This is a genomic window from Nibribacter koreensis (genome assembly GCF_039541795.1).
In the GTDB taxonomy this organism is placed as follows: Bacteria; Bacteroidota; Bacteroidia; order Cytophagales; family Hymenobacteraceae; genus Nibribacter; species Nibribacter koreensis.
The window spans coordinates 1,161,927-1,174,618 of the sequence record NZ_BAABGX010000001.1 but is presented as its reverse complement, the minus strand read 5'-3'; the positions used below and the strand labels follow the sequence as shown (position 1 = coordinate 1,174,618).

12 protein-coding genes are annotated in these 12,692 nt (G+C 46.2%); 1 reads left to right on the top strand and 11 read right to left on the bottom strand.

The window, feature by feature from the left end:
- Positions 1 to 138 precede the first annotated feature (138 nt).
- Positions 139 to 510: a hypothetical protein gene (locus tag ABD880_RS05100; protein WP_345163052.1), complete on the top strand. Its 372-nt coding sequence runs from the start codon at positions 139 to 141 to the stop codon at positions 508 to 510.
- A 135-nt stretch (positions 511 to 645) separates the two neighbouring features.
- Here ABD880_RS05100 and ABD880_RS05095 read toward each other — a convergent pair whose 3' ends face one another.
- The 11 genes from ABD880_RS05095 to ABD880_RS05045 form a co-directional block, all read right to left on the bottom strand.
- Positions 646 to 1,410, bottom strand: a complete 765-nt coding sequence (locus tag ABD880_RS05095) for an MBL fold metallo-hydrolase (protein WP_345163049.1) — start codon at positions 1,408 to 1,410, stop codon at positions 646 to 648.
- A gap of 96 nt (positions 1,411 to 1,506) precedes the next feature.
- Complete coding sequence (locus ABD880_RS05090) at positions 1,507 to 2,010, bottom strand: YdeI/OmpD-associated family protein (RefSeq protein WP_345163046.1); 504 nt, start codon at positions 2,008 to 2,010, stop codon at positions 1,507 to 1,509.
- A 202-nt stretch (positions 2,011 to 2,212) separates the two neighbouring features.
- Positions 2,213 to 3,133, bottom strand: coding sequence for a diacylglycerol kinase catalytic domain-containing protein (locus ABD880_RS05085; protein WP_345163043.1), 921 nt, complete (start codon positions 3,131 to 3,133; stop codon positions 2,213 to 2,215).
- Positions 3,133 to 4,119: an SPFH domain-containing protein gene (locus ABD880_RS05080; RefSeq protein WP_345163040.1), complete on the bottom strand. Its 987-nt coding sequence runs from the start codon at positions 4,117 to 4,119 to the stop codon at positions 3,133 to 3,135. Before ABD880_RS05080 ends, ABD880_RS05085 begins: the two co-directional genes overlap by 1 nt.
- Positions 4,120 to 4,268: 149 nt before the next feature.
- On the bottom strand, positions 4,269 to 4,934 hold the full coding sequence (locus ABD880_RS05075) for a DUF4240 domain-containing protein (RefSeq protein ID WP_345163037.1): 666 nt from the start codon (positions 4,932 to 4,934) through the stop codon (positions 4,269 to 4,271).
- 87 nt (positions 4,935 to 5,021) lie between these two features.
- Positions 5,022 to 5,744 (bottom strand): tetratricopeptide repeat protein, encoded by a 723-nt coding sequence (locus ABD880_RS05070; RefSeq protein WP_345163033.1) that lies wholly within the window; start codon positions 5,742 to 5,744, stop codon positions 5,022 to 5,024.
- Between the two features lie 255 nt (positions 5,745 to 5,999).
- Entirely contained in the window at positions 6,000 to 7,838 is a 1,839-nt protein-coding gene (locus ABD880_RS05065; RefSeq protein WP_345163029.1) for a glycoside hydrolase family 2 TIM barrel-domain containing protein, read from the bottom strand.
- 284 nt (positions 7,839 to 8,122) lie between these two features.
- On the bottom strand, positions 8,123 to 8,611 hold the full coding sequence (locus ABD880_RS05060) for an SRPBCC family protein (protein ID WP_345163026.1): 489 nt from the start codon (positions 8,609 to 8,611) through the stop codon (positions 8,123 to 8,125).
- A 13-nt stretch (positions 8,612 to 8,624) separates the two neighbouring features.
- Complete coding sequence (locus ABD880_RS05055; RefSeq protein WP_345163023.1) at positions 8,625 to 9,059, bottom strand: VOC family protein; 435 nt, start codon at positions 9,057 to 9,059, stop codon at positions 8,625 to 8,627.
- Positions 9,060 to 9,136: 77 nt separating this feature from the next.
- Entirely contained in the window at positions 9,137 to 9,598 is a 462-nt protein-coding gene (locus ABD880_RS05050) for a GNAT family N-acetyltransferase (protein WP_345163020.1), read from the bottom strand.
- A gap of 114 nt (positions 9,599 to 9,712) precedes the next feature.
- On the bottom strand, positions 9,713 to 12,481 hold the full coding sequence (locus ABD880_RS05045; protein ID WP_345163017.1) for a heparin lyase I family protein: 2,769 nt from the start codon (positions 12,479 to 12,481) through the stop codon (positions 9,713 to 9,715).
- Positions 12,482 to 12,692 lie beyond the last annotated feature (211 nt).

Genomic DNA, 12,692 nt, shown 5'->3' with positions numbered 1-12,692 from the left:
CTGGTTTACCAAAAACAGGCTAAAAACGGAAAGGGACCCCACTCTCTAAGTAGCTATTTGCAGATACCCCTGGGTTTTTCAAATCAACCCTGCCCCATGCTGTGCGTAAACAATACCTCAACCTATAAAACTAACACCATGGCAATACAAGAAGAAGATACTAATGCTGCAGGCAACGTGAAGAATGTGAATGACAACCGTCACCAAGGCAGCGAGCCAGGATATAGGCCAGATCCATCGGCTAAACGTAACGTGGGTTTGGGCGGCGACTTGGAGCGCAACGACCAGAAAGACAAGCTTGAAAACCTACACATTGGCGGAAATGAAGTGACTGGCATGGGACACTTAGACCGCGAGAGCACGGAGTCGCATAACCAAGGACCCGGTTTTGGCGTGGAAGGCAGCGACACCTCTATGGGCGGCGAGAACAACGGCATCAGGATGAAAGACCAGCCGCTGGGCAAAGACCCGGAACAAGGCAATGAAAAGCCTGAGTTTGATAAACTATAAGCGCGTTTTTGGGCTATTTTCTGGAAAATAAGCCAAAAACGAGTTTGCAATTTCTACCTCAGATATGAAACAGAACAGCCCGCCTCTTTATGTAGAAGCGGGCTGTTCTGTTTTATATCTGAAGGTGTTTTTAATCTATTCAGTTGGGTACCACTTGCGCAGGCGTACGTCTATCTTCTGCTTGCCGGCGTCTACTTTTTTCTTGAATGCCTGCACATCGCTCAGGCCGCTTTGGCCGCGGTAATGATACGGGTATACTACTCTGGGCTTGAACTTGAGAACGGCGGCGGCGGCTTGGTCAATGTCCATGGTGAAGGGCAGGTTCATACACACAAAGGCTACGTCAATGCCCTTCAGGTTCTCCATTTCTGGGATGTCTTCTGTGTCACCAGAAATGTAAACGGTCCTACCCGTAAAGTCCAGGATGTACCCGTTGCCACGGCCTTTGGGATGGCGCGAATCTGGCGTCTCGGGTAGGTTGTACATGGGCACTGCAATCACCCGAATGTTCATGGTGGTGGTATCCTCACCGTTGGCCAGGTCAATGGCTTTGCTCTTAAGGTTCTCTGGGAGCATTTCTAGCACGGCCTGGGGCGCAATGATGGTGGCTTTGTGGGTGTTGATGCCCTCCAGGGTTTTCAGGTCAAGGTGATCGCCGTGAATGTCTGTAATGAGGATCATGTCTGGGGCAGGCACGTCTTTGTACAATTCGGGGCCGCCGTACGGATCTACCAAGATGGTCTTCTTGTTCCAATTCATGGCAAAGGACCCATGCAGAATAGGCTGAATGATGATTTCGCCGGCCCGGGTGGGAATGCCGTCTCCGGTGACCTGTTGGGTTTTACAGGCCGTAAAGCCCAGCAAGGACGTCATGCAAAGGAGTAACAGGTTTTTTTTCATAGTGTGGATCAGTTTTTCTGTGGCTGTAGATAGTGCCATTACGCGATTAACCAGCAAAAAGTCTGGATGTTTTCTCCCGGTCTTACCAGAACGGGCTTATTTGGCCAGTAATTCTTTAAACGTCTCCCTGCCAGGCGCCAGGCGCTTTAAGTTTGCCAGGAGGAGCAGGGCGCGGTCAATGCGTAACTGGCTGCTTTTTACGCCTGCCACATACTGTAGCACGTACCGTTTGAGGCCGTCTGGCAATTGATGGAAACGCGCTTCGGCATCGGGGTCTTGGCGTAAGGCTTCTGCCAGTTCTTCAGGCATGGGCGTGCCATAGGGGCTGCTATCTAGTGCCAGGCTTACCTGTACCTGGTCTAGGTACGTAAGGCCGAGGTCCTGCATGCGTTTTTTAGTAAGGGTAATGTAGGCAGACCCATTGCCCAAGGCTACCAGCCCGCATTGAAAGGTAAGCCGGTCATTGACGGTGCAAAGCAACCGGACTTTTAACTTACCGCCTAATTGGTCTATGATAGCGGGTGGCACCTCCAGGTAATGGGTATTGACGAGGTGGTCTAAACGTTGGAGGGAGGTAGAATAGGAGATGGCATTGGTCATAGGCTGTCACATGATTATTTGGCTAAGAGAAAATAGTACCCTACTGTTATGGACCAGCCAAGCCTCGTTTTTGGCCTGTTTTCCAGGAAACAGGCCAAAAACGAGGCTTGGTTCTTTCTCTTGTAAGCGCTGGATTTTAGGAGCGTGTTGGAGGTTGAATAATTTTCTGGTTAAACAACCGAGATGGTGGTTCTAAGAAGGTTCATTTGGTTACTAGTATGGCTGTCTCTGGGGCAATGCCAATAGTGGCAATAGAACCGCTGTTAAATTTTAGAAAGTCTGTTTCTATTCCATCGCTAAATATGATTCCGCTGGTGGGCATGAGTGATTCAAGGACCAGATGGTGTTGACTTTTGATGACGCCGGCTGTTATGCTTGTCTGCGTCCTGATGCTCTTGAAAGGTTCTCTAACGGCAAAGAACAATTCGTTGTCTTTTAACCTAGGTTGTTTAGGCTGTATGTCTTCCTCAAACACGCTGGTGATGCCGTACGCCATATTAAATATGGAACTCATCCAACCGGTGGCACCCGCGGGGGTAGAAATGATGAGGCCGCTAGAAGAATGTTCTTCTGTGGTTTGGTTATAGGTTATTTTATACCGTGCCGATGTATGTGAAGAAGGCCCTATGAAAAGATCATTAAACGCTAAAAGCCTTTGGCCGTCATTGAGTCTAGCTTCGGCAAACCGCATTGTTTTGGATGGGTACTGGTCCCTTATCACATTCTCTACACCGCCTATAAAATCAATAGTGTCAAACGGTAATAAGACCCCGTCATATCTGTTTTTGTCAGGGTTTACGGCCACCATGGGGCATCCTCTAGAATATTTTGCCGTGTTGGCAACCAGGCCATCCTGGCCAATGACAACTATCAGATTCTTTTCAGAAAAAATGAACGACGGAAGGTACATTCTCTCTACCGTTTTGTTTTTGACTACCCTTGAAAGCTGCGTCTGTAAAGAATTTAAAGACGCATGAAAAGTTTCATGCTCTACCTCATAGTCGTCAAAATCTCCTCCCAGGCTTTCAATGTAAAACTTGGCCTGCGCCTTGGTGTTGAAGCGCTCAATCAGAGATTCTAGCCGGGTTTTATTCTTAACAATGATAGCGTACTCAATACTCATTACCTGCCTTCTTTCTTCTCACTCAACAACGTGTCTAAAAGTTCTGGACTTATGTTAAGGTTGCCAATCTTGTTGGCGTTTTCTGCCAGTTCTCTAAAGGCAAGCGAGATATTGAATTTAGGGTCTGTGTTGTTGTTGATGGCGGTAAGTATTTTCCAGTCAACGGACTTGTACGGCGTAAGCGTGGTTTCTAAAATATACCCTTGGGTGTCTGCTTCTTTTTTGTCATTAGCTGTTTTCTGCTCTATGAGTTCTTTGCGTTGGTTTTCAACGGCAATATCTGCGGAGAGCCTCATTTCACGAAGTCTACGGTCATTGTCTGCCTTTTGCACCTCAGACTCCATTTTCTTTTCAGCAATCTGCTTTTGTTTTTCCTCTACCGCAATCTCTGTGTTGAGTTCGGTCTCCTTGATTTTTCTTTCTTGTTCTACCGCAAAGTTTCTGCGTTCATAGATGGCTTGATCTGCCTCTTGCTGGAGCTTTTCTCTAGTCTCTGTCTCTAGCGCTCTGGCCATTTCTGGGGTGGCTTGAATGCCCAGTATGTTGGCGCCCAAAATTTCTATTCCTAGCATGCCAATGGCTGGGGAGGTGGTAAGCCCCGCTAAAATTCTATCTTCAATTGCTTTGGCCGAGCGTATGGCGTCTTTCAATTTTATCTCATGGATAAAGGAAGAGGTGGCCGTCTGGGCTTCATTGATGATGCGCTGGTTAAGTTTCTCTATGTCGTTCTTCTTATAAACGCCACTGTCTGTCACCGTGAAGTCTAAGACATCTGCCAACGTTTTTGGGTCACTAATCTTGTAACTAATCTGTCCTTGTATGTTTACCGTCTGGTAATCATTGGTGGATTCATTAAAGATAAAGGGTAGGTCATTGCTCCCCATTGGGATGGCGACAATGGAACTGTTTGGTGAAAAATAGAAAAAGGAAAGCCCTCTGCCTTCTCTTTTAATTCTCCCGTTCTTAAAATGAAGAACGTAGGTCATGGAGTCAAATTTTATGTGCTTTATGCCGAACATATAAAAGATATTTTTTTCTGCTTAGGTTACTATTAGGCAAAATACCCCGTGATGGAGGCACTAAAGGTTATCTGCCGGGGGCATGACTGATGCGTAAGGTTAGCCACTTATTTTGTTTAGTTCATCTTTGCCCAGAGGTTGGGTAATAGCTTAGGTAGTTCATCTTCACTCCAATCTGTACCTTTTGTGGCAGCAGCCCCAAAATCATAATCCAGTCCCAAACCAATGGCCGTATCTCTTGGAAAGGTTTCATCTTCGTCTTTGCCAGTTTTACGGGAGTAGGCCGCTGTTGCCACATACAGTAAACTTTCAAAATCGGTTGATTCTCCTTTTTGGACAACATGAGCCAGGTAGTCTGAATTCTTGAGCGTTTCTTGGTAAACTTGTTTGCCCTGACCTATCAACCAGCACCTGAAATAAAGATACGAGTCATCTGAAACGTACCCTTCTATAATCTTTTGGGCCGCCATTACCTTGAAGTCATCTGCCTCTAGGATTGACTTTCTAAAGGCCATCTCAAAATCCATGATTTCTTCCAGTGATAGTTTTGTCAATTCATTAACCAAGAACTTTTCTTTCAATTCCTTGTCGCCGCTTGATGACTTTACGGCTTTGTCTATGAGCGACCAGAACTGCTCTGTGTTGATGGTGTCCATTTGTGAATTTTGGATTTTCTTATCTTGGTTGAATGTGGGCAGATGTAAATTTTTGGGAATTTCCTTTTCATTAGAACATGAAATCAAGATGAATCCTATGATACAAATTGAAAGGTGCTTTGTCATTATTTCTATTGCATGTAACGGTTAGTATAAATGGCGTGCGAGGCCATCGGCCGAAGTATGGTGTTTACATGTGGTTAGCGGAAGTTTTTATTTGCAAAATTGTTTTAAATAAGGCTGTAATTGCGTTACCCCAAGTTCTAAGCATTTATGCCAGTCTTTACAGGCACCGTCCATGTCCTGTAACTCAATTTTAGCCGCGCCTCTGTTTTGGTAAGCAAGGGCATAATCTGGCTTTATTTCTATGGCCTTATCGAAGGCTAATATTGCCTCATTGAAGTTTCCTTTGCCAAGGTTAGCCCGTCCTATTCCATAGTATGCTTTTTCAGACTTGCCTTTGATTCTTCTCATGCTCTCGAATTCGACCAGTGCAGAGTCCAGTTTGTTCTCCTGAAGATAGCCGTACCCAATGTTCTCATGAAGTCTTATGTCATTTGGCCTAATACCTTTTGCTCTTTTAAAATATTGTCTTGCTTTTTCAAATTCTTTCATGCTGTTGTAAGTAACCCCTATATTCCATACAGCATCATAATCATCTTGTGAAGTTGAATCAAAGGAAATTGAAATCATTTTCAGGCAGTCGACGATTGTTCCTTGATAATCCTTGAGCTTATATTTTACTTGGCTTCTTAGAAGCAGAGCTCTCTTATTATCAGGTTCAACCCTTAAGGCTGAATTAAAAGCCTTAAGTTCTGCTTCAAGCCTTTGCTTATCTGACGCTTGATTCTCAACTCGTAACACTTTTCCACTATTCTGACGCGAACATGATAGAAGGGTGAAGAAAGAGAGGAACAGAAGTAGAATATGTTTCATTTAATTTTTTATGAAATTACCGCTAACTATCTGCTAAACTGAACTATTAGGCTTATCTGCAATATGTATGGAATGTAACATTCATTTAGCCGCCTACCGTTGTGCGGCTAAACGGAACTGGACTAACGAATCTACTTTATAGTAGCCGTTTAATAAATGTAAGCCATTTTTGGCTTAATTCTCAGGAAACAGGCCAAAAACGAAAGAGCCGCTCCTGTTGCAGGAGCGGCTCTTTTATAGAACCTTATTTTTAAATTAGCCTTCTCTGGAGTTGAGCAGGTTTTCTGGAACAAACAACTCCCCGGTGTGCATGTCTAGCAAGCCGTTGCGCTCATCTTCAATGTTTGTGGCCTGGGTGTACACGTCACCGGCTACGTTGCGTTTGCGCATCTCTTGTTTGAATATTTTTATTCTGTTGGCGCGTTCCTCCAAGTCATTGGGTCCGCCATAATCTGAGAACCCGAAGCCGCCCCACTCACTAATGATCAAAGGGGATTGGCCGCGGTAAAAGTAGGGGTCACCTACCACCAGAGGGAAGGCAGCCACGCCTTCCATCTGGCCGGCTGTGATTTGGTCCAGCACTTCGCACCAGCGGTCCACGTCTGGGGTGTACACGTGGGCCGTGAGTAAGTCAGACTTTAGCTTTCCTTCATAGGAGATGTGCTGCCAGCCGTCATTGTCTACCACCAGGAACTGCGGGTACCTGATTTTCATGTAATGGTACACGTCCATGATGTACTGGCGCGTTTCTGGGTTAGTGGCAATGTCTTGGGCGCCCCAGTCCTCATTGTACAGACTCCAGATGACCACAGACGGATTGGTTTCTATAAGGGCCAGCATGCGCATCAATTCTGCGCGGTGGTTCTCACGGCTGCGCTGCGTAGAACTGTGCGGACTTGGCACTTCTACCCATAAGAGAAGGCCAATCTCATCTGCCAGATTGTAAATTCTGGGGTCAACGCCGGCTATGTGTACGCGTACCAGGTTGCAGCCCAGTTTTTTCATGGCGTACATATGCCTACGCATTTCTTCATAGGTGGCGGTGCCCGGTTGGTACAAAATGCCGTCTATGTAGATCTCCTGGTTGTTGAGATAGAGATGCCTGCCGCGCGCGCCAAATTTTCTCAGGCCAAAATGCGCCTGGATCTCGGCTACATAGCCGTGGTTGTCTATGAGCTGGGCTACCAATTGGTAAAGCCTGGGACTCTCTGGTGACCATTGTTCTGCGTTGGGCAGATGGGTGGTCACATATTGGTGCTTCTGGCCAATTTCTAACCGCAAAGGATAATCAGACACGGACAAAGGCTCTCCTTCCAGGTCGTCTCTGTCATAGATTTTAAGCCTAAGCGTATAATGGCCGGGGTCATGCACGCGGGTGGTGATACCAAACCTAACCAGTGAGTCTTCAATAATACTGATGACGCCTACCCGTGACCTAAGCCGGTTGCGTTCTACGGTTTCTAGCCAGACACTGCGCACGGCACCGGTATAGGTTTGGTACCAGATGCCGCCTCGTTTATACACGTGTGACTCTTGTTTCCCCCTGGGAATCTCGGCGTCCATGGTATCTGCAATGCGCACCGTTAAATGGTTGACGGGGAGTAGGTGCTCTTCATTCAGCTCATAGGAGAAGGAGGTGTACTCGCCGTAATGGACTTCTTCGCCATCAATGGTACTCAAGAGCCTTCCATTTAGCCAAACCCGGGTTTCATAGCCACAGGCGCCAAACGTGATCTGGAACATGGTAGGGGTAGTGTTGTGGCTTTTCTCTGGACGCTCAAATTCGCGCTCATACCAAACCACCACTTTGTCTTGCCAGGCGGGGGTTTGTACGTGTCCTTTGGCATTGGCCATATGGTCTTCTACAGAGCCGGGCCAGTGAGCGGTATGCTCATATTTATACCCTAAGTACCAGGCTTCCCGAAGGCCGCGGTCATCTGGGTCTATGGCAAAATCCCATTCGCCATCCAGAATGTAGTGCGAGTTGGGCCGTAAGACCGCTCTGGGCAGAGGGTTTTTATCTAGGTGGCTGGCAGTAATTTCTTCTTCTTGGGCGCTTTCTGTGACGCTAAGGTTGGGCTGGTTGGGTTCCATATACTAGGCACTGGTTTGAGTCTTGTTTACTAGAATTTCATCCTATAAACGAGAAAACTTTAATCACAGCTACCAATCCCGTCCTTAATGTAAAAGGAAATTACCCCGTTGCAGAAGATGTAACCGCCTATGTTCTGTTTAGAAATGGCAGGATGTTTTATTTAGGTTCAGGTAAACCATCAATAGATGAATGTGCAGTGAGGCCTCTCTCAAAAAAAGCAAACCATAAAAAAAGCGATTCCTCCTAAATAGAAACCGCTTTTTAAAATAGAATGGGTAAAGACTTATTTTAGAAATTCTTCCAGTTTCTTAAAAGTACCGGCAAAGCCTTGTTGCATGGAGGCGTGGCCGTCTGCGTAGGTTTGTTCTTCTGCGTGCGTGGCATTGTGCGGGCGTCCAGCCAAGGTCATAAGGGTGTTACCGTCTTTCTCCTCAAACGTAACCTCATTGAGCATTTCTATGGGCCAGGTGGCACTGAATGGGGCTCTTAGCAGATTGCCTTCTTCATCAGAAAACGAGTTGACAAACACTAACCTACTTGTGGGCTGAATCTCTTTAAAGACAAATTTTCCCCACATTTTAGGACCACCATTCGCACTCATGCTATAATGGAAGAAGCCTTCTGGTTGCAGGTTGAATTCTTTTACGCCAAGGTCATATCCGCTGGGTCCCCACCATTGTCCTAAGTTCTCTTCGTTGGTCCATGCGTCCCATACTTTTGACAGGGGGGCGGGTAGTTCATGGGTATAGATAAAATCTGTATGCTGTGCCATGGCAGGTAAGGGTTTAGTTTTCTGTTTCTGTAAAATCATAGTTCACCATCCAGTTGATGCCAAACTGATCCTGGAACATGCCAAAGTAGGCGCCCCAAAAAGTCTTTTGCAAGGGCATGGTAATCTTGCCGCCCTGGGATAATCCCGTAAAAAGCTTGTCTGCCTCTTCCTGGCTTTCAGCGTTAATAGATAAGTGAATGTTATCGCCTTGGGTCACGGTATTCTGCATAGACTCCAGCGTGTCTGATCCCATCAAAACCGAAGTGCCGTCTATAGGCAGGGACACGTGCATGATTTTGTCCTGGTCCTGCGGGGCCACGTGGTCCTGGCCAGGTATGTCTTTAAACCGTTGAAACGTGATGAACTCACCGCCAAACACTGATTTGTAAAAATTGAAAGCTTCTTCTGTGTTTCCGTTGAAGTTGAGGTATGCGTGAATAGAGGCCATGAAGGAAAATGGTTTAATGAAGGAAGATTTAAGCAAGTAAGGTACTCCCTTTTACAAGAATTATCCAGCAGGCCGTGCTAGATTTTCTGCGCATAGTTCATCTTGTACAGGTCAAACCCAGGCGCCCAGTAATCCTTGACCACTTCTGTTAGCTCAAACCCATTTTTCTCATAAAAGGCATACACCCACTGCGAGGTGCGGACTATGATGTGCTCAACTGCCCAATGGTCCAATAAGCGGTTTATTCTGTGTTGAAGGAGCAAAGTGCCCAATCCTTTGCCTTGGTAGGCAGGGTGGAAGATGTCCCAGCTAATGTAACCGGTGCGCTTATCTTTAGATATATTAAGGCCGCCGCAACCTACCACCTGGTTTTGGTATTCTACCACGTAATATTCTTCTAATTCATTCTGCAGATACTGAACAAAGTCCGCTTCTTCTTCGGGGGCAAAGTATTGGGGGGTGTTGAGCCGCAGAAGGTGTAATAAGGGCTCTTGGTCTACGGGAGTATAGGGTCTTATAAGTGTGGGTAAAGACACCATAAATGAGGAGTTAGTTTAGGTGGCAGTATACGCAAATTGTACCTGATACACAGGTTTGGCTCTTGTGTTTACGCGTTTTGCTTATACTGCCCCTACCTAAGGGTATGCTTGACCCTATTTTACCATTAAAAGTTTTAATTTGGATATGGCCGGTCCGCTGGAAGCATGAATGGTATACATTCCGCTGGGAAGGTTTCTGGTGTCTATTTGGCCATTGCCTTTTATCCTGGTGGTATATACAACGCGCCCCGTAGCATCTGTGACCTTTACTTCTCTCCAGTCAGAGTCTGCCAACTCAAGCGTAACCATACTTCCTTCTTTGGCTGGGTTAGGATAAAGCTTGTCTCTTAAATTGAGAGGTACATCCATAGGTATTGAAGAAGCTGAGCTGGTTTGTAATACGGGCACTGACAGGTTAGTGGTAGGCCTCATGCTCTCATAGGTATTGGCGGCGTTGCCAATCTTGACCTCATCAACAAACCAGACACGTTTTTTAGAATCTGTAACGCCTTTTTTGGTCCAATCGCTTTTATAGATGCCCATTTTCCATTTGCCAATTCTACCGTTGTACATGGTGGGCAGGTCTTTGATGTCTAATCGTAGCTCTCCGTTTATCCAGACTTTCATAAAGCCATCAGTGAGGTGCTGTTTAACGTGTATGACCATCCCAATCCATTGGTCATAAATGATGGGACCCAGTACATTTATGTTAAGAATGGTGCCATCTGCCGATCGTCTGCGTACCTCAAACCGGCCATTTTGGGTTCTTAAGGTGAGTAGCGGTGACCCTAAGTCTCCACCTTGGTGCCATTGATTGAAAGCTTCGTCATCTGAGTCAAGAAGGTAATTGGCAGAAGGAAAATAGGCCGCATAAGAATGCCAGGTCTCTTCATGCGCATAGGACTCTGAGAAAAGCACTTCTGCCCTGGCTCCGTCTGCCACAATAGGGTCACCTGCGCGCAGTTCCCAGCGGCCTGCTTTAGTGCCACTGTATACGGTATCTGTTTCTACCACAAATCCGTAGGTGGTGCTGGTCTGCATGTGCATGCCGGCAAAGCCGGTTCCGTTTTCAAACCCTTCATAGTAAAGCATCACCGGGGTCTTATGCGAAGAAGAGAAATCTAGGTCAAAGGCCATATCACTACTACTGGCCTTTTGTTGATGAATTTCTACGGCTATGACATTATCACCAGCTACAAAGATGGCATTATTAACGTAGAAGGTCTGGATTTTGGTGCCGTCACCACTAGAGCTTAAAGAGGCCAGGGTAGTACTGGCAATGGGTCCAGTAGGCATGTTGTACCTGTACACTTCAGTGCCATTCACATACACCACCGCGCCATCATCCATTTTAATGTTGAAGTTAAAGGTACCGTACTCTAACGGTTGAGAAAGCGTGACGGTCTTCCTGAAGTAAGTAGTAATATACTTGGAGGTGGCAGAGGAGCCATACTGAATGGTAGTGGCGGCATCTGTAATGCCATAGCCAAATTTACCGTGCCCGGTTTTCCAGGTGTCGTCATCAAAATTAGGCGTTTTCCAGGCCGCTCCCTGGTCTGAACCATTATCCAGGTACTTCCAGCTGGCTCCAAAAGAAAATAACTCATCATGTGTAGGGTTTGACGTATCCTTAGGTTGGACATAATAAGCCTGCCCCAGATCATACCCAGACGCCAGGGCATTACCGGCGGCGTCCAGAATGCCGGTGCCAGAGCTATTCAAGTCAAGCCGTAAAGAGCCTTCACCAGATGCGTTGGTAACGGTTATGTCAAAAATTGAAGAAGAAACATGGATGAGGGTCCCCAGCACTCCAGTGGCAGTGCTGGTGGTAGACAGACTGAAGTCCTGCTTATCTACTCCAACCACTGCCTCTGAAAATGTTATCCTGAAGGTGAGCGTGGTAGCATATGTGACCTCTGAAAGCGGATTCTGTCTGAGTATGCTTACCACGGTGGGCGCCGTTGCGTCAGAAGGCGGCGGAGGTTGTAGCGTATAGTTCTGTCCGTTGGTAAAGCCTGTGGTGATGGAGTTGCCTGCCAGGTCTGCTATACCTGTTTCATTGCTTTTTAAATCTAGGCGTAGGTCGCCTTCGCCAGAAGCAAGCACGGTCACATCATAAACTGAGGCAGACACTGGGGCTAATGATGTTATCTCCCCGTTGGCCGAACCGGTAGAATAGATTGTAAAATCATCTGGACTCACACTGGTGACAGCTTCAGTAAACGTAGTCCTGTAGGTGACGTTTCCAGCCTCTACCAGCGTGGTAGAAGGACTTTGCCTATTGATGCTTGTCACGGCGGGAGGGGTTAAGTCCATAGCAGGAAGGTTGCCGCTTAGCGCCAGGTCAAAGGCCATGTCTGTGGTATTGAGTTTTTCCTGGTGGATCTCTACTGCAATCACGTTGGTTCCTTTTACAAACGCAGAAGGGGCAATGGAGAACGCCTGCTCTGTTTTTCCCTGATCTGTGGCAGAAGTAGCCAAAGTATTATAAGAAATAGTGCCTACCGGAAGGTTGGATCTGTACACTTCTACTCCATTTACATAAATGACTGCCCCATCATCACGTTTTATATGCCCGGTAAATGCTGTGAAAGATGCAGGATCCAGATTGGTGAGAGTCTTTCTAAAATACGTAGTGACAAACTTCTTTTTGGCATTGCTACCAAAACTTATGATTGTCTTGGCATCATTGATGCCGTACCCAAATTTACCATCGCCCGTTTTCCAGGTTTGGTCTGAGAAAGCAGATGCTGCCCAAGCAGTGCCTTGGTTGGTGCCATTGTCTAAATACTTCCAAGTTGAATTGAAAGGAATAAGGCTAGTCTGGGCAACAGCCGTAGTGGTGAGCACTAAAAAATTCAGGAAAAAGAGAAACTTAGTCATAACCACCTTGTGTAAGATTGGTTGCAGTAATGCTAAAGAGAAGAACCCATAGAAAGGGCTTAGCAACTATGAATAAATTACTGGCATGGGGGAGTGTAATTAAACCGAAGGTCAGGTCTCTTTAAAAACCTAACTAATTGAAATAGAGTTCTTTAACTTGTTATTTTGTTATAAATAATTGTATTTTATATATAGAAGATTCTAATGCATT